17 protein-coding genes are annotated in these 16,598 nt (G+C 56.7%); 12 read left to right on the top strand and 5 right to left on the bottom strand.

Going from position 1 to position 16,598, the window contains the following annotated elements; genetic code table 11:
• The first annotated feature begins 147 nt into the window (after positions 1 to 147).
• The 7 genes from M0D68_RS02810 (at position 148) to M0D68_RS02785 (ending at position 5,697) form a co-directional block, all read left to right on the top strand.
• Positions 148 to 1,248 carry a porin gene (locus M0D68_RS02810; RefSeq protein WP_234475210.1) on the top strand — a complete coding sequence of 367 codons (1,101 nt, stop codon included), beginning with the start codon at positions 148 to 150 and terminating at the stop codon, positions 1,246 to 1,248.
• A 79-nt stretch (positions 1,249 to 1,327) separates the two neighbouring features.
• Positions 1,328 to 2,905, top strand: coding sequence for an ABC transporter substrate-binding protein (locus M0D68_RS02805; protein WP_266223715.1), 1,578 nt, complete (start codon positions 1,328 to 1,330; stop codon positions 2,903 to 2,905).
• Positions 2,906 to 2,944: 39 nt separating this feature from the next.
• A complete protein-coding gene (locus M0D68_RS36580; RefSeq protein ID WP_367619313.1) occupies positions 2,945 to 3,199 on the top strand; it encodes a hypothetical protein in 255 nt (84 codons plus the stop codon).
• A 47-nt stretch (positions 3,200 to 3,246) separates the two neighbouring features.
• On the top strand, positions 3,247 to 3,996 hold the full coding sequence (locus M0D68_RS02800) for a nicotinamidase (RefSeq protein WP_266223714.1): 750 nt from the start codon (positions 3,247 to 3,249) through the stop codon (positions 3,994 to 3,996).
• A gap of 96 nt (positions 3,997 to 4,092) precedes the next feature.
• Positions 4,093 to 4,488 (top strand): nuclear transport factor 2 family protein, encoded by a 396-nt coding sequence (locus M0D68_RS02795; RefSeq protein WP_093636697.1) that lies wholly within the window; start codon positions 4,093 to 4,095, stop codon positions 4,486 to 4,488.
• 156 nt (positions 4,489 to 4,644) lie between these two features.
• A complete protein-coding gene (locus M0D68_RS02790) occupies positions 4,645 to 5,055 on the top strand; it encodes an ASCH domain-containing protein (RefSeq protein ID WP_266223713.1) in 411 nt (136 codons plus the stop codon).
• Between the two features lie 45 nt (positions 5,056 to 5,100).
• The gene (locus tag M0D68_RS02785; protein WP_266208920.1) at positions 5,101 to 5,697 is read left to right on the top strand and encodes an N-acetyltransferase; all 597 of its coding nucleotides are present in this window, start codon (positions 5,101 to 5,103) and stop codon (positions 5,695 to 5,697) included.
• A 394-nt stretch (positions 5,698 to 6,091) separates the two neighbouring features.
• Here M0D68_RS02785 and M0D68_RS02780 read toward each other — a convergent pair whose 3' ends face one another.
• A complete protein-coding gene (locus M0D68_RS02780) occupies positions 6,092 to 6,601 on the bottom strand; it encodes a dihydrofolate reductase (RefSeq protein ID WP_200565110.1) in 510 nt (169 codons plus the stop codon).
• 198 nt (positions 6,602 to 6,799) lie between these two features.
• On the opposite strand from M0D68_RS02780, the gene M0D68_RS02775 reads away from it, so the two are divergent.
• From M0D68_RS02775 to M0D68_RS02755, 5 genes are all read left to right on the top strand, one after another.
• The gene (locus M0D68_RS02775) at positions 6,800 to 7,288 is read left to right on the top strand and encodes a hypothetical protein (RefSeq protein WP_266223712.1); all 489 of its coding nucleotides are present in this window, start codon (positions 6,800 to 6,802) and stop codon (positions 7,286 to 7,288) included.
• A 126-nt stretch (positions 7,289 to 7,414) separates the two neighbouring features.
• Positions 7,415 to 7,723, top strand: coding sequence for a hypothetical protein (locus tag M0D68_RS02770; protein ID WP_093636708.1), 309 nt, complete (start codon positions 7,415 to 7,417; stop codon positions 7,721 to 7,723).
• Positions 7,724 to 7,865: 142 nt separating this feature from the next.
• Complete coding sequence (locus tag M0D68_RS02765) at positions 7,866 to 8,396, top strand: GNAT family N-acetyltransferase (protein ID WP_200652902.1); 531 nt, start codon at positions 7,866 to 7,868, stop codon at positions 8,394 to 8,396.
• A 273-nt stretch (positions 8,397 to 8,669) separates the two neighbouring features.
• Positions 8,670 to 9,896, top strand: a complete 1,227-nt coding sequence (locus M0D68_RS02760) for a hypothetical protein (RefSeq protein WP_266223711.1) — start codon at positions 8,670 to 8,672, stop codon at positions 9,894 to 9,896.
• Between the two features lie 17 nt (positions 9,897 to 9,913).
• Positions 9,914 to 12,463, top strand: coding sequence for a hybrid sensor histidine kinase/response regulator (locus M0D68_RS02755; protein ID WP_266223957.1), 2,550 nt, complete (start codon positions 9,914 to 9,916; stop codon positions 12,461 to 12,463).
• A gap of 21 nt (positions 12,464 to 12,484) precedes the next feature.
• On the opposite strand, the gene M0D68_RS02750 is transcribed toward M0D68_RS02755, so the two are convergent.
• The 4 genes from M0D68_RS02750 to M0D68_RS02735 form a co-directional block, all read right to left on the bottom strand.
• Positions 12,485 to 13,615, bottom strand: a complete 1,131-nt coding sequence (locus M0D68_RS02750) for a hybrid sensor histidine kinase/response regulator (RefSeq protein ID WP_093636721.1) — start codon at positions 13,613 to 13,615, stop codon at positions 12,485 to 12,487.
• A 23-nt stretch (positions 13,616 to 13,638) separates the two neighbouring features.
• On the bottom strand, positions 13,639 to 14,106 hold the full coding sequence (locus M0D68_RS02745) for an NUDIX hydrolase (RefSeq protein WP_093636724.1): 468 nt from the start codon (positions 14,104 to 14,106) through the stop codon (positions 13,639 to 13,641).
• A gap of 854 nt (positions 14,107 to 14,960) precedes the next feature.
• Positions 14,961 to 15,347, bottom strand: a complete 387-nt coding sequence (locus tag M0D68_RS02740) for a BON domain-containing protein (RefSeq protein ID WP_266223710.1) — start codon at positions 15,345 to 15,347, stop codon at positions 14,961 to 14,963.
• Between the two features lie 30 nt (positions 15,348 to 15,377).
• Positions 15,378 to 16,523 (bottom strand): porin, encoded by a 1,146-nt coding sequence (locus M0D68_RS02735; RefSeq protein ID WP_211700078.1) that lies wholly within the window; start codon positions 16,521 to 16,523, stop codon positions 15,378 to 15,380.
• Positions 16,524 to 16,598 lie beyond the last annotated feature (75 nt).

Below are 16,598 nucleotides of genomic sequence, written 5' to 3'. Positions count from 1 at the left end.
CCGTTCCCCGATGGACGGGAATGCAGCTCCGAACCCGGTGTGCAGCGCATTGCGGCATCACGCGGGTTCCGGTCTGGCTTCTATGGGATCCACACAAAAATATCGCACATGAAATCAAGATTCTTTTTCGGGTTTGGAGTTTTAGGGATGACTGCGATGCTGGCAACATCGGCGGCGCGAGCGGACAACAGCGTGACGCTCTATGGGCGGATGGACAACGGGGTGAGCTATATAACGGACACGGGTGGGCAACACCAATACAAGATGGACAGCGGTGTTGTGTACAGCAACTACTGGGGGCTGCGCGGCACGGAAGATCTTGGTGGCGGCACACAGGCCGTATTCGACCTTCGCTCAGGCTTTCGTGTGACCGATGGTAGTTCGAAGCCCAGCAGCGGCTATATGTTCGGCAAAACTGCACTGGTGGGACTGAGCAACTGGCTCGGCACGCTGACGCTCGGCAGGCAATACGACTTCATCAACGACTACACGTCTCGCTATAACATCAGTCAGGACGGCGACGGCTATGCGATTCACCTCGGCGACCTCGACCGCATGAGCGGCGACACAATGATCAACTCGGTCAAGTTCGCAAGCAAGAGTTTCAACGGTCTGAGCGCGGGCGCGATGTATTCGTTCAGCAATACGGCCGGCAGTTTCCATACAGGTTCAGCGTGGAGTGCCGGCGTGCTTTACACCGCGGGCGCGTTCAGTGCGGCAGCGGCATACTCGCAGCTGAACAGCACGACAATCGATCCGTACAACGCGCTCGGCCTGTCGTCATTCCTGGGCACCACGACCGCCAGGGTCAGCAGTTCGACCGGTCAGCTCACGTCGCTGTATTCGAGCACCGGACTGACGGTGAGCCACCTCGATACGGGCGGGATCGGCGCAAGCTACAGCTTCGACAAGCTCACGATCAAGGCCAACACGACCCTGACCAAGATCACGTCGGCCGATGGCAATGTGTCGTCTTTCATGCACGTGTACGAAGCCGGCGGCGCGTATCAGCTCTCGCCTGCGCTGGCGCTCCGCTCGGGCTACCAGTACACGACCTTCGAGCATCACCACTGGAACGAACTGTCGGTCGGTCTCTACGAGAGTCTGTCGAAGAGTACGCGGATCTACACGTCGGCGGGTTACCTCCGCGCATCGAGCGGTGTGAATGCGGTGATCGGCTATGCATTCACCCCGTCGAGCACGCAGACACAAGCCAACGTGCGCGTTGGTATCGCCCACAACTTCTGAACTTCTGAGTGACCCTGTGCTGGATCCCGGCCGTGGCGCGCGTGCCGCAGCCGGGATCAAGTCAAACGAGAAACATCCAATGAAACTGCGATTTGCCGCTATTGCGTTGCTCATGGTTTTGCCGCTTGCGAGTGCCTTTGCGAAGCCGTTGGTCGTCTGCACCGAAGCCAGTCCGGAAGGATTCGACCCGGTGCGTTACAGCACGCTGACCATCACGAATGCGTCTGCCGACGTTATTTTCAACGGGCTCGTCACGTACGACGATGCCACCGGCACCGTGCAGCCAGCGCTCGCGCAGAGTTGGGACGTCAGTCAGTCCGGCGCGGTCTATACGTTCCATTTGCGTCCCAACGTCCATTTCCAGACGACCGATTACTTCAAACCGACCCGGACGTTCGATGCCGACGACGTAATCGCCACGTTCGACCGCATGCTGAATCCGGACAACGCATGGCGCAAGGCGTTGCCGACGGTGGTGATGCCGAACGTACAGTCGATGCAGATCACGAAGCTGATCAAGTCGGTCGACAAGGTCGACCCGCTGACGGTCCGCATCGTTCTCAATCATCCGGACGCCACCTTGCTGCCGATCCTGACGATGAGTTTCGCCTCGATCTATTCGAGCGAATATCTTGCGCAACTGCTAAAGACTAACGCGATCGCAGACCTGAACGCCAAGCCGGTATCGACGGGCCCGTTCGTTCTCAAGAGCTATCGTCCGGACGCGACGATCCGCTACACGGTGAACCCAGACTACTGGGGGCCGAAGCCCAAGGTCGATGGACTGATCTACGCGATTACGCCCGATCCGACCGTGCGAGCTCAACGGGTCAAAGCCGGCGAATGCGATATCGCTCTCGCGCCGAAGCCGGACGACGTTGCATCGGCGCGCCGGGACCCGTCGTTGAAAGTACTCGACGTGCCCGGTTTCATGACGGCGTTCGTCGCGCTCAATACGCAGCGTCACGGTCTCGATAGTCCGGTGGTGCGCCGCGCGATCAATCTGGCCTTCGATCGCGATACGTACGTGAAGACGTTGTTCGGCACCAGCGCAGTTCCCGCGACGGATCCGTATCCCAGCAGCACGGAGGCGAAGACTGGCTATGCGTACGATCCGGCGCTCGCGAAAAAGCTGCTGGCGCAGGCAGGCGTGGCGAATGGACTGAGCCTGACGATCTGGACCCGCTCGACCGGCAGCACGCTCAATCCGAATCCGAAGGTGGGCGCCGAACTGCTTCAGGCTGACCTCACCAAGGTAGGCATCGACGCACGGATCAAGACCCTGGAGTGGGGCGAGTTGCTTCATGAAATCAAGCAGGGGCAATATGACCTGCTGTTCATGGGATGGGCCGGCGACAACGGCGATCCGGATAACTTCCTGTCGCCGCTATTCTCATGTGACGCTGTGAAGGGCGGTACCAACTTCCAACGTTACTGCGATGCGTCGCTAGATGCGTCGATCGCGAGCGGGAAAGCTACCAGCACCGCGTCGGTTCGCGCGCAGGACTACGACCGTGCCGTGAAGATCGCGCACGATCAGGCGCTCTGGATTCCGCTTGCGCATCCATTGGTGGCCGCGATCACGCGTCCGAACATTGATGGCTATCACGTCAGTCCGTTCGGCCGGGTGAACTTCGGAGCCGTGTCGATTCGGTAACAGCGTCCGGAAAACCTTCCCGTATCGCTCTTTCACCGAATGACGGTCGTGCAGTTGCACGACCGTTACTGGAGACTTGCGCGCGTTTTCTCTGCGCCACGCCATCCCTATACGCAAACCTTGATGGCCGCCGCGCCCAGGCTCGATTTTTCTGCCTCGCAGGAGCCGCGGCATCGAGATTGCCGGAATAGTCGGCAAATTCCCCGGACATCAAACCATTTAGCGAATTTTTGTGCGATTATTTATGCGGTGGCTTTCAGCAAGACAGGTGCCTCAAGACGCAGTCTGAAATAAATTTGGCGCCTCTATGATTGTGGCTTCAATCGAAAAGGGGATTCGCCGTGGGAGAAAACCGTCGTAGGGCACTCATCAAGTCGACCGCCGCGCTCGGTCTGGTTCATCTTTGTGGCCTTGGAAGCCTGAGCGCTTTGGCAGCGTCGGCTGCATCAGGCAAACACATCACGCCCGGCAGCAAATCCGCATTGATCGTCGTGGACGTGCAAAATTGTTTCATCGATGGCGGAACGCTGCCGGTGAAAGGCGGCGCCGAAGTCGTGCCACTTATCAACGAGTTGGCTGGCAAGTTCGAGAACATTGTCATTACGCAGGACTGGCACACGCCGGGACACGCGTCGTTCGCCAGTTCCCATCCCGGTAAGAAGCCGTTCGAGACGGCGCAGTTGTCGTACGGTACACAGGTCTTGTGGCCGGACCATTGCGTGCAAGGCACCGACGACGCCGCGCTCGACAAGGACCTTAAACTGCCGACTGCGCAAGTCATCATACGCAAGGGCTTTCACAAGGACATGGACAGTTATTCCGCGTTTGAGGAAGCCGATCACAAGACAGAAACCGGCCTCTCGGGATATCTGAAGCAGCGGCATATCGACACCGTGTTTGTGACCGGACTGGCGACTGACTTCTGCGTTGCATGGACAGCAATGGACGCCCGCAAGGCAGGGTTCAAAGCTTATGTCATCGAAGACGCAACGCGTCCGATTGACCTCAACGGCTCACTTGCGGCTGCGCGAAAAAACATGGATCGCGTGGGCGTAAAGCGGATTCAGTCAAGGGACATCTTGTCGACGTGAGCGGGCGGCTCGGAGCACTGCCGTGGATATCGACTGGCCGAACCGTTGAAGATCAACCTCCGAATTTCTTTTACTTTGGGCCAACACGGAAGATCTATGACAGCAGTTGTTGCTGATATCACGGCGCTGGTTCAGGAATTTTGGACACTGATGGCTTCAAACGACTTTGAGTCAGTACAGTCAGTGCTAAGTGAGCAGTTCATCCTGGAGTGGCCACAGTCGAACGAGCGCATCAGGGGCGCGACGCGCTTTGCACAAATGAACTCAGAGTATCCGGCGCAAGGACCGTGGCGCTTCACGGTGAACAGAATCGTCGCCAACACTACTCAGGAAGCGGTATCCGATGTGACCATTACCGATGGTGCCTTGACGGCGCGAGCCATCTCATTCTTCTCAGTCGAGTCTGGAACGATTACTAAAATTGTCGAATATTGGCCCGAGCCATATGCTGCGCCGGCCAATAGAGCGCATCTTGTTGAGCCCATCGACTAAGAAGCAGGATTTTCGGCTAGATCACCGGCGCCATGGTCAGATTCCACCGTTCGCCCCGCGCGCATCTCGACATGCCGATTCGAACAGGTATCTGGAGACCTATCAGGAACTCCTCCCGTTATTTCGTGCGCAGCGTCAACTGTGATGTGATACGTGATGAACAGAAGAAAGCGACTGACCTTTTGGGGGGCTGACGAAAACGACGATAGTCTTCCGCGCGCCGTCATGGACGGGCGCAAGACGGTCACTGCCGACACGGTCGCAGATTATTACAAACCATACGGAGAATATGGCGACGGCAGCTACGCGCCGGGCGACATTATCGAAGTCTACGATTTGAAGAAGCGGCTTCGCTGCATCATTAGGGCAACAAAGGTATATACGATCGAATTCTGGAACATCCTGGAAGAAGTCTGGCGTGGCGAAACATTCTCCAGTGCGGAAGAATTCCGGGAGTGCCATATCAGGTGCATGCCACACGTAGACCTGCATGACCATTTCGAACTGGTGACGCTGCATTTCGAATTGGTCGAGGTCGTCGCGCGTGAAGTCATATCGACTTCTTGAAGTATCCTGGTGGATCAAACTCTATAACCGGTACTGAGGATAGCGATGCTTTCTGGAATGGAGCCAATACTGTTCGAAGTGGACGGCTATCGTGCCATCGAACTTGTTGATGACGACATCCCGATCATTCAAACATTTTTGGAGAACAATCCGGAATACTTCCTGTCGGCAGAAGGTTGTCCACCGACAGATAGTCAAGCCAAGGAGGAGTTCGAAAGTGAACTGCCGGAGGCATGGGCATTCACTAGCAAGTATGCGATTGGATTTGTCGACGCGAGTGAAGAGGTGACCGGGTTTGCCACGATCGTTTCGGACCTCTTCACCGGCGGTGTGTGGCATATAGGATTGTTGATCGTGTCAACTGACAAACACGGCCAAGGTGTAGCCCGTGACTTGTACGAAGGCCTTGAGCATTGGCTGAAGGCGTCAGGAGCGAAGTGGTTGCGCCTTGGCGTCATTGCCGGCAATACGCGCGCGGAACGCTTTTGGGAGCGGAACGGCTACCTTGAAACGCGCCGCCGGTATGGCGTCGTGATGAGAGATGCCATCCAGACCGTCCGGGTCATGGTCAAGCCGCTGGGCGAAGCCGGACTAGGCGAATATCTGAATCTTGTTAGTCGGGATCACCCCGACGCCTCGTAGTAAACGGTCGATGCCCAGATCGATGACAGTTGGCACCGAACATGATTATTTCTGCCCTTTCTCCAACGATGAGTACATGCATGGATTCCATTCAATCTGCATCGTCGAGTCGAGTGCGCGGCGCTATCCTCTTTTGCTGTCTTTGGCGCGGCATGGCTGACCTGGTGGTGTCTGGAGACTCACGGCACGGCGGTCGGGATACTGGTGATGATCGCTACTGGCGGACTGGGGACTTTTTTATGGTCCTTCAGGATCGTACTTCGACAGCGTAGCATTTCAAATGGAATCACTGGTAGCGCGGTGCGGGCATCATTCTATGGCTTAGTGCAATCGGCGCTTTAGTGTCGAGCGTTCGTGCCGCGCCGCGTGGCTGAAAATGCACGACATCTAGCTCTCAATACAGATTGCCCTCGTGACCGGAGGTGCGGCGATAGGTAGAAAATGTATAACGTGGAGGGCCGCTGACGTCGACCTTTTCTGTGCAATGAAAGTCGGCAGGCAGATCTGGAAACCTGGTGTCGCCCGCCGGCTCCAAATCGATTTCTGTGAGGTAGACCGTATCCGCGTAAGGCAAAAACAGACGGTAAATCTGTTCGCCGCCCGCGATAAAAATCTCTTCACGCGGATCGTTCGCGATGATTTCGATCGCTTCTTGCAGCGTACTGCAAGTCGACGCTCGTTCGGCGGCGACAGCATGCTTGCCAATCACAAGCACATCGCGATTTGGCAGTGGTCTACCTATTGACTCGTATGTGCGTCGTCCCATCACGACCAGGTGCCCCTCGGTCAATTGACGAAACCGCTGCTGCTCTCCGGGCACTCTCCATGGAATGTCGTTAGCCGCACCGATCACCCGATTCGCGGCCATGGCCGCCACCATTGAAATTCGCTTTCCGCTCAACATTTGCCGTCTCGCTTTTCCGTTTACGGTCATATAACGTCAGCATGCAAATCACTGACAGGCTGTGATTTTCACTCACCTGCGGAACGCACAATCTCTCAAGATATTTTGCCGGGTGCCGTAAAGGATGATTAGGCGCGCTTGCGTTTTGAGCGCGACTGCGTGTGAATTCTAATCTGCACATACCCCTAATCAATAATTATGAAATTTAGCCAAACACTTATGCTGGGTGCATGTGCGCTCGCCATCACGGGTTGCGCGGCAACCTATCAGGAACCATCTCAAGCAGACGCTGCTACTATAGTTTTTCGCAAAGCAGGCGATTTCACAGCACAAGCATTTATTTATGGAGGCGCGGCTGAATGTACCGAGCGGCATCATCTTCCCGTAATGGATGCTGAGAAGGAGATCGCGCGCAAAGTTACACCAAACGCGCCATTGTCTTTCTCCATGGTCTACACAAAGAATATGCTGGTGGTCGAGAAATTCTGCGTCGACACCCTTACGTTCACACCGGAAGCCACCCACCGCTATGTCGCTCTTCTCGCGGTGACCGACGGTCGCTGTCATATCGATCTGAACGACACAGGTACTCCGGCGGCGCCACTCGCTTCCCCGGCGCCGGTTCCCAGTACGGAACACACCTGGAAGCGCGCGATGAGTGAGCAAGGCCCTTTCTGTGGGTCATAGCCGTACTTTTTGTGGTCAACGAAGCAGCGCTTTCCGTATCGGTCGCTGATCGCTGTCGTCGGCGGACGTTGGGATTGACTAACGCCATGAATTTGCGCCTTTCGTGACGACATAGGAACCAACGAGATGAGCTATGACTTGATGGTATTCGCCCCTGAGGTTGCGCCCAAAGGGGAGGCTGCCTTTCTTGAATGGTACCGGGTACAGACCCGTTGGGGCGAAGGGCATCCCGCGATTGGCAATCTGCGGCGTTACCAGCAGCCTTCGCTGACACGGCGCGGGAGCTATTCTTCCAAGGCGCGGGAGACGATCGGTTTCACGTTTCAGGGGCGGCCCTATGAATTTCAACGATACCGGTTTCGTAGTGATCGTGAGTTTGAGAGCTTCTGTCGGCTCATCACCGAGTGCGTGCGGTCAGTCACCCGTGCCGAGTGATACGACAAGAGTCAGCCGCAAATGAATGCGAGGTGCCTGTGCGAAACTCGGCCACAACCGGTCGTCGACACCTCCGCCCAGATCGCTCACAATCTCTTACGCGCGCGCCCACGGCGCAGTTCCGCATCCAAAAGAGCCTTAAATGACGGGAATATCCATCAGAACAGCAAATATCGACGATGCTCAAATGATCGCCGATTTTCATGTGAAGGTCTGGAGGCAGACCTACCAGGAGCTTGCGCCAGCGGAAGCATATGCCGTCCTCGACGAGCAATATCGTGGCAAGCAGTGGAAGGAAAAACTGTCCGCGAATGACAGCAGCCAGGTCGTGCTCATTGCTGAGATCGACGGTAGAACCGTTGGCATCGGAGCCGCTGGGAGGCCTTCAGAATCGATATTCGACGGTCGCGGCGAGATCAAATTCCTTTATGTCGATCCTGACTTCAAGCGCCGCGGCATCGGCCGCGAGTTGCTTGCACAACTTGCAACTCATTTGAGGAAAATGCACTACCAAGGAGCCGCTTTAAGCGTCGTCAAGGGAAACGAATCCGCGATCGCCTTTTACGAGGCGCTAAATGGCCGACCGGCAGGCGAATACATCGATCCGGGACCGATGTGGCGATCGGAAAACATCGTCTTTGCGTGGGACGACGTTGCGAGTCTGATTGGTTGAGAGACGTCGTCAGAGTTCTCAAATGATGAGAAATCGACGGACTAACTTTCAATCAGAACTCCGATACGCCCACGCTTGTTGCTTCGAATCCACCCGCCGCCAGCCTCACCCCACCCCCAGCCGCAATTTCCGGTAAGTCCCGCAACTTTCGCGATGCGACCGAACAGACGGACACACCGCGCCGGATTTCTCTAGAGTTGAATGTCGGCAGTCAATCCTGACTGACGATGCTGCGCTGACTTTCCAGCGTAAGTTCAACTTAAGGGAACCCAAATGAGAACGTCTCCTCAACAGGAAATTACGATCGATTTCGATGAGCAGGCCAACTCCAGTCTGCACCCCAATAGTGCGCCTTTGACGCTCAAACACACCATTCACCCAGAAGAGATAAGGGACAACCTGTCAGCGGGCCAAGGTGGCATTGGGTTTCTGTTTCACGCTACGGACTGGGATACGCTTTCATTTTCATTTCATAATGTGAAACGCAGAAATGCGTCATTTGAAGAAGAGCTTTGGAAAGCAAAGCCTTTTATCGCATCGCCTATCTATTCGGGATCTCAGGTCATAGGGGCCAATATTGCGTGTCCAGTTCCTCTCGAGTTGTGGCTTGGGAGCCCGCGCGGTATCAAGCGGTTTCGGGAGACGCAATTTTTTCCGGCTCTGGAACTGGCAAGGCAAGCGGGATTGAGTATGGTGGCGATGGGCGCGTCCACGCCCTATGCCTGCAACTATGGCGCACTCCCCCGGCATACGAAGCCGCCCCACATCACCACGGGTCATGCCGCCACGGCCTCGATGCTGAAAGACTGGGCCATCCACTGCTGCAACGAACTTGATCTCGAATTCGGCAAGACGAAGCTCGCTCTATTCGGCGCCGCTGGGCGGCTCGGCGTCACGGCGGCTAAATACCTGCTTTACAAAGATGCACCGAAAGAGCTTGTTCTGATCGATTTGCCGGATAAGGTGAACCTGCTCAAGGAGCAAGCAAAAGAACTGCTGGCAACTGATCTGCTGGGACGAACCCGGATTTCGGTACACACCTTCAGTCCGGACACGCCGTTGCCGCAGTTCGATGGCGCAATCCTCGTCAGCAGTACCAGCGTTCCCTACCTCACGTCTTCTGACCTCAAACGGGCGCAGTTCTGGATCGATGATTCTCATCCCAGGGCAGCGAGCGTCGAGGCTGAACTCGCGTCGCGGGCCCACACGCTATATATTGAGTGTTTCGCCCGTGGCCCTGTCGGACTCAACACCGTGTTTCCGTTCAGACTGCCGACCACCCGCGATTGCTATACCTGTTTCGCCGAAGGCTACGCAGCCTGGCAGGAAGGCATTGCTTCCGATTTCATCATCGGCAGCCCTCCTGTGTGGTCCGTTTCATATACTCACGGTCTTCTGAAGAAGTACGGGTTTTCGGTCGGACCTTTTCACGGTAAAGACGGTTCGGCGATCATCCAGAGTACCCAGCGTCGTGGCAAACACGAACTGATAGGGTCGTGAACGTCATTGGAGGCCAGATGGTGATGCCGCGCGAGAGCATGCGGGATTTGCTGGAACGAAGCCGGCTTGCAATTCGATGGGGAGGCATACTTGGCCTCCTGTGCCACCCCATTTACTACGTCGTCTGGACCTATGTCCTGCCGCAGCCGTACGACAACCTTTTCCTCCGGTTGAGTGCGGCTGTCATCTGCATTCCCTTGATCTTTCAGGCGCGTTGGCCGAGGCGATTTAACAATTACCTGCTGATCTACTGGCATTGTTGCCTGATCTACGTATTGCCATTCGTTTGTACTTTCCTCGCGATCAGAAATTCATTCTCCACTATGTGGATGATGACCGAGGTCATGATGCTTTTCATCATGGCGCTGTGTATCGACAACCCGCTTTTGCTGATGGGCTGCATCGGCATCGGCATTCTTTCCGGCTCGCTGGCTGCGGTGGTCAGCTCACCGGCTCCGATCGTTCTAAGCGCAGCCAACCAGTCGGATCTCGCCGTGCTGCCCGTCGTGGTCTTGTGCAGCATGGCTTTCAGCTATGCGATCAGCAAAGGGCGCATCTTTGTCGAAAGAAACCGGGCATTGCAGGCCCTTGCGGGCTCGATCGCCCATGAAATGCGTAACCCGCTCAGCCAGCTGAAGCACGTTCTGGATCGCGTGGAAGATGCGCTGCCTGCGAGGACCGAATCCACTCCGGCGCCGGCGTTGTCGCAGGACGGGGCGGCGTTGCTTTATCGTCATCTCGCCCACGGACAACTGTCGATTGAGCGAGGCCTGCGTATCATCGCGATGACACTGGACGAAGTCAGCGCCAAACCCATCCGCTCCGACTATCTAACCTATCTGAGCGCGGCGAGTACCACACGCAAAGCGCTGGACGAATACGGTTTCAGCGATCAGAAGGAGCGCAGCAAAGTCAGACTCGTGGTGCTGGAGGATTTCACCTTCAAGGTCGACGAAACCGTCTATCTGTTCACACTGTTCAATCTGATCAAGAACGCGCTCCATCACATTGCCGCGCATCCTCTAGCGACGCTCACACTCACGGTCGAGCGGCAAACGGTGATCGTTCACGACACAGGCCCGGGTATTGCGCCCGAGATTCTGCCGCATCTGTTCGAGCCTTTCCGCACTGCTGGCAATTCGGCGGGTACTGGGCTCGGGCTCGCGTACTGCCAGCGCGCGATGCGCGCCTTCGGCGGCACTATCGCCTGCCGGTCCGAAGTCGGAAAATTTACGCAGTTCACGCTGCAATTTCCGGTCGTTTCTGAAAGCGAAGTCGCGAGCCATGAGCAGAAGATTCTCGACCACGCTACGCCATTTTTCAGGGAGAAACGCATTCTTGTCGTGGACGACGATGCCGGTCAGCGGGCGAGAACCCGTCGTGCGCTGTCGAAGGTCGGCGCGGACGTGAGCGAAGCCGCAGACGGCGAGACGGCGCTGAACATGCTTCGACAGGCAACGCCGTGGGACCTTGTGCTGATGGACATCAACATGCCGGGTCTGGACGGCTACACGACCACCGAGAAAATCCGCGCTGGCCGTCAAGAACCTAATTGGAATGTCCTGATCGTCGCTTATACGGCAGAGCCAAGCAATGTGGCGCGCGTCCTTGCACGGCAAGCCGGCATGGACGGACTCATCAGCAAATCCTGCGGGGTGGTGGAATTGGTTGGCACCTTGCAGACGATCTTCGAAAACGGCAAACAGCATCATTCGAAACAGAGCTTCGATGGGTTCGCCGGCAAAACGATCCTGGTGGCGGACGACGACACCTACAGCGGGCTGGTTGCCAAAAGTTATCTGGAGCGATGCGGCGCGAGCGTCGTCGAGGCCGAACATGGGCTGGCTGTGCTGGCGAGGCTGCAGGAAGACGACACTATCGATGCCATCGTGATGGACCTGAATATGCCAGGAATGGGCGGCGTGGAAACCACCACGTTGATTCGCGCCCGTACCGATGCGTATGCCCACGTACCGATCATTGCCTTGACCAGCCAATCCGATATGGAAGCCGTACAGGCATGTCTCGCTGCAGGCATGAACGAGGTCATGATAAAACCCGTACAGGTCGGTTCCCTGTATGCCTCCCTCGCAAGACAGTTTGCCCAGCAACGAACCTTGCATGCGCCGACGAAGGCAGATTTATCTCAAACATTGGCCAGCCCAATCGGCAAGCCCGCCGCTGTCGCGGAAGGCGATCTGCTTGACAAGAAACACCTCGAAGAGCTTATGGCGCTTGATTTGCTGGATCAGTCGTTCCTCAACGGCATCGAGCAGATTCGCGTGCTTATGGCGCAACTTACTATCAGTGTGACGGCTCGTGACCTTCAATCGGCGCGCGGCGTATTACACCTCCTTCTTGGCGTCAGCGGCAATATCGGAGCAAAGGGGCTGCACCAATTCACGAGGCAGATTTATCCGCGAGTGGTAGAAGGCGCATGGCCTTCGGAGGCTGACTGGCTTGCGCGGATTTGCGTGTTGGGTGAGCGTTCAGCTAACGCGCTGGAGACGTATTTCGATTCGGCCAAAGCACGTCGCGATCATCGGGACGTGCTCAGCGATGGGTAACCGTCTGACGGCTACCCGGTGTCAGTGATGTGCATTCATTTGATTTCTGAAACTGGGAAACCCCATCGTCACGGTCGTGCCCACACCCAGGGTGGATTCGATACGGAGGCACCCACCGAGAGACTGCATGATGCGGTTGCAAAAGATCATGCCCATACCGTGCCCGCCGGACCCTGCGTAAGTCGTGACGGGGTCCAGCAACAGACGCGCTTTTATCTCCGGTGCAATCCCCGGACCGTTGTCGTGAATACGGATCTCAGGTTCGGGGGTGTCCACGACTTCGAGGCGCAACGAAGGCGAGGGCGTACCGTCGAGCGCACGCAACGCGTTGGATAACAGCGAAGAGATGACGAGCGCCACGCAATTGGGCATGGCGTGCACGGTAAAATCCCCTTGCACGTCGACCTGTATCCAGTCGCGCTGCGAGGCGGCAAACGGATAGGTATCGAGCAAGGTAGCGATCAATCGCGTCGCGCGGATCTCGTGGGTTCCAATGCCCGACGCGGCCTGTTGGCCTCCGTTCTTGTGCACCGCCGCCCAGAAGGACGAGATCAGCGTCAGGCAGTACTGTGCATTATTAAGCATTGACGCTGCCGCCTGGCCGATCGCCATTTGACGCTCTGGATCGTATTGCTCAGCAACGTCGGTTTCGACGCTGCGTGCAAAAAGGGAGATCGTTGCCAGCGGCGTGTTCAGCTCGTGGGCGAGGAAAGCAAGCGTCTCATCCATCGCCAACAGGCGCTGTTGACGGGCTTCCCGCTCAGCGTAGCGTGCGGTTGCCAGTTGCAGAACCTCGCGCACCGTTTCGGCCCGAAGCGGCTTTTCGAGGATTCTGAATACGTCACCGGTATTGACTGTCTGCAACAGCATGTCTTTATCAGCATATGCTGTCACAAGGATACGCACGATTTGCGGATACTCCCGCGCCACCTGACGCAGCAGATCGTCTCCGTCGCGTTTCGGCATGCGGAAATCAGTGACCAGTACGGCAATCTCCGCTCCGTATTCACTTAGCATAGCCATCGCTTCGTCTACGCCTTGAGCGACATGCACACAGTATTCTTTACGGATCGCGCGTGCGAAGTGATTGCGCGACATCTCGTCGTCGTCGACGAAGAGAACGGAAAAAGGTGGCTGCATAGTGTCACTCATCGCGTTCCCAGCAAGTTTCGATGTTAAGCCGGCGGCGCAGCCGTGTCGGCGACATGGGCATACGGTTGGGCCACCAGTTTAATGCTCCCATCCGGTTTGCCGATGACAGCCGGCGGCATTTCGGCGCGATTTTCGTGCTTACAAAAAAGATCGACGATTTCCCGCGTCGGTATGCTTGCGACTAGCGTTGAAATTTTGGCCGGGTTGAACCACCGGCAACGCGAAATTTCGTTACGCGCTTCGGGGACCGCGTCCTGAGGAACATCGGCGCGGAAAACATGGTGGTGTTTGCTGAGGCCGCCAAACTGGAACAGGTACGTAAGTTCCACTCCAACTAGCGAAGTCTCTTCTTCCAGTTCGCGCAAGGCGGCGTCCTGCGGCGACTCGGATCTCCGGATCGTGCCACCTGGTAAAGACCACCGCGAGCGCGTGCGGGCAACGAGAAGGATTTTGCCATTCTGGACGCATACGACTGTCGATCTATCTTTCATGCTTTCCATGTAAGCATTGGCACTTCGTGACCAAGGGCCTAATTATGAATCACGCGTTGGGTGTTCAAACCGCCGAATAACCTGCGCTTTGATGGTCAGTGTTAGGGTTCAAGCGATGGTACAAAACCCTATCGGTTAATACCTCCAAAATACGCTAATCTAAAATAATAAGATCCGTTATAAAGGGGGCGAAAGCAAAATGAAAACCCGCTCGCCACTCACTATCTGTTTGCCGCTTGCGATATTTGTCACCGCATGCGTTCTGTCGCTTCCGACTCTCGTGATCGCCGTTGTCTGGATGACGATTGGTGTGATGGCGCTCGGCCATCGCAGCCTTGAAAGCTTCCCTGTGACTGGCATAAGCCGCAAGTGGCTCCGGGGATACCGCGGGGCATGCCTGTGGTTCTGGCATCTGGCCTGGTGGCCCTGGTACATGCGTTCGTCTATCCACGATGTCGCCGGACAGATCGGACACTCGCTGCACCGAACGCGGAAATCAGGGGATAAAGAGCCGAGGCGTTCGTCGGACCGGCGGTCAAATGGCGACCATGATTGACATTGGTAAACAAAAGGCAATCAAGACTCGGCGGGGCGTGAGTCAACGGTGTTGCTATCGAGGTTGCCGTGCGCACGACACCCACAGTAGCGAAGAAATTCAGTGCTTCCAGGGCGCGGGTTGGTTTCATTGGGCATAACCATCGGACGTTGCACGTCGCATTGGTCAGCAAGGTCCGTTCCTGGGGGATAGGTCTCGGCCGCGCGCGACCGACACATTGGGCGCCGCCACTGATGGGTGGAAGTCGGCGTGGCCAGTTGTCTTCGGCCTCGCCCACTCCGTTTCTGACTACGGCGGATTACATGCCGCCAAATGGCTTCTTCACCGTCAGCTTGTTGGTCACTGACGTCACGCCGGGAACGCCTCGAGCGATCGCCTCGACCTTGCTGATCTGTGTAGCTTCCGTGACCGTGCCATTCAGTGTCACCGCGCCGTCTTTCGCAATGACGCTGATGTCTCCGGCGTTGATCTCCTTGTATTTCCCGATGGCGGCATAAATCTTCCGGCGCAAGGCACGATCCGCATTCCTGCCCGCGGGTGCCGCTGCACCCGTTCCCGCCGTCGTGGACGCACCTTGCGCACCCGAAGGGCCACTGGCTGCATCACCGGCATGGCACCACGTGGTCACGGACATTGCGACGAACAATGTTGCGACAGCCAGCCCAAGTGTCTTGATTGTTTTCATGGATTGCTCCGCTTGAAGAGTGTGACGGAATCAGAAGTTATGGCGGAGGCCGATCATCGCGGCAGTGGTGGACATGCCCGGCGCAACCGGTGCCCCATAGATGATCGTCTGGTTCATCGTCCCCTTGTTGTCGACGTAGCCGACTTGCGCGTATACCTTGGTCCGTGGGGACAGGTTGTATTCGGCACCCACTGCGATTTCGCTCGAGTGATTCGCTGAATGATTCCGGTCCTTCAGGTAGTAGTAGCCGGACGTGATCTTGAGTTGCGGATTGAACTGGTAGCCGAGGCCACCCGACACCATTTCGAAGTCAGCAGTGTTGCTCTTCGCCGGGTTTTTGCCGATGCCGTACGAGGCGGACATAGAAAATCCACTGATCGTGTACATCGCACCGAAATAGTAGAAGCGATTGTTGCTCTGGCCTGTCGCAGGCACAGCCGGCGCCGCCGGATAGGTCAGCGGGAACGGGTTGGTGTCATGTCCGTTGTAGTACACAGCGGACAGGTTCAGTCCGTAGTTCGAATACTTGAGCACAGCCGACTCACGCGTGCCGCCCTGGAACTGTCCCGCGACGCCACCCGGCGCGTACTCAAGTGCAAGCGATGCACCATAGAATTTCGGCGAATTGTAGACCAGTGCGTTGCTGTCATAGAGGGCGCCGATTGGCGCGTTCGTGCTGGTGCCGGGCCAGCCGGCCGCCTGATTGATGCCGAGCCACGCAGTCAGGATGCTGCCGAAATACTGTGCGCCGCGTACGTCGGTTTCCGCCATGGCGTAGATCATCGGGATGATCTGCCGGCCGGCGTCGAACGTGCCAAACGGCCCGGTCGCCCCGATCGTTGCGAACTGGTTGAAGATTGCGGTCGTGCCCGGCGTATCGGACAACCCGGACTTGCCGTTCGTGGTGTTAAACGTGCCTTGCAGCTTGAAGGTGATCTTGTAGCCAGCGCCGATGTCCTCGCTTCCTTTCAGACCCCAGTAGCTGGAATAGATACCACCGTCCTTGAGTTGATAGGAATGCCCCTGGTTTCGCGCGGTCGGCTGGAACGTTGCCGCCGAGGTGCTCTGATACAGGAGTCCACTGTCGAGTACGCCATAGAGCGTGACTGAAGACTGGGCGTGGACCGCGCTGGAAAAAACTATCAGCACTGCCAGGCTGCTTGATTTCAATTTCATTGTGTCTCCTCCTGGTTTGAGGCGTGCCGGGTGGACCCGGCAGTTTATGGTTTGTTACTCGGATGAAACTGTGTT

The sequence above is a fragment of the Paraburkholderia sp. SEWSISQ10-3 4 genome (assembly GCF_030464785.1).
In the GTDB taxonomy this organism is placed as follows: Bacteria; Pseudomonadota; Gammaproteobacteria; order Burkholderiales; family Burkholderiaceae; genus Paraburkholderia; species Paraburkholderia aspalathi.
Note: the sequence above shows the minus strand (reverse complement) of the source record. Positions and strands in the feature narration are given on the sequence as shown.

Coding starts and splice junctions, on each gene's coding strand:
- M0D68_RS36580 (WP_367619313.1), top strand. CDS start 2,945: ATGACGGTCGTGCAGTTGCACGACCGTTACTGGAGACTTGCGCGCGTT.
- M0D68_RS02750 (WP_093636721.1), bottom strand. CDS start 13,615: ATGAGTGACACTATGCAGCCACCTTTTTCCGTTCTCTTCGTCGACGAC.
- M0D68_RS02765 (WP_200652902.1), top strand. CDS start 7,866: ATGACGGGAATATCCATCAGAACAGCAAATATCGACGATGCTCAAATG.
- M0D68_RS02795 (WP_093636697.1), top strand. CDS start 4,093: ATGACAGCAGTTGTTGCTGATATCACGGCGCTGGTTCAGGAATTTTGG.
- M0D68_RS02740 (WP_266223710.1), bottom strand. CDS start 15,347: ATGAAAACAATCAAGACACTTGGGCTGGCTGTCGCAACATTGTTCGTC.
- M0D68_RS02790 (WP_266223713.1), top strand. CDS start 4,645: ATGAACAGAAGAAAGCGACTGACCTTTTGGGGGGCTGACGAAAACGAC.
- M0D68_RS02745 (WP_093636724.1), bottom strand. CDS start 14,106: ATGAAAGATAGATCGACAGTCGTATGCGTCCAGAATGGCAAAATCCTT.
- M0D68_RS02780 (WP_200565110.1), bottom strand. CDS start 6,601: ATGTTGAGCGGAAAGCGAATTTCAATGGTGGCGGCCATGGCCGCGAAT.
- M0D68_RS02805 (WP_266223715.1), top strand. CDS start 1,328: ATGAAACTGCGATTTGCCGCTATTGCGTTGCTCATGGTTTTGCCGCTT.
- M0D68_RS02770 (WP_093636708.1), top strand. CDS start 7,415: ATGAGCTATGACTTGATGGTATTCGCCCCTGAGGTTGCGCCCAAAGGG.
- M0D68_RS02760 (WP_266223711.1), top strand. CDS start 8,670: ATGAGAACGTCTCCTCAACAGGAAATTACGATCGATTTCGATGAGCAG.
- M0D68_RS02735 (WP_211700078.1), bottom strand. CDS start 16,523: ATGAAATTGAAATCAAGCAGCCTGGCAGTGCTGATAGTTTTTTCCAGC.
- M0D68_RS02775 (WP_266223712.1), top strand. CDS start 6,800: ATGAAATTTAGCCAAACACTTATGCTGGGTGCATGTGCGCTCGCCATC.
- M0D68_RS02810 (WP_234475210.1), top strand. CDS start 148: ATGACTGCGATGCTGGCAACATCGGCGGCGCGAGCGGACAACAGCGTG.
- M0D68_RS02755 (WP_266223957.1), top strand. CDS start 9,914: ATGGTGATGCCGCGCGAGAGCATGCGGGATTTGCTGGAACGAAGCCGG.
- M0D68_RS02785 (WP_266208920.1), top strand. CDS start 5,101: ATGCTTTCTGGAATGGAGCCAATACTGTTCGAAGTGGACGGCTATCGT.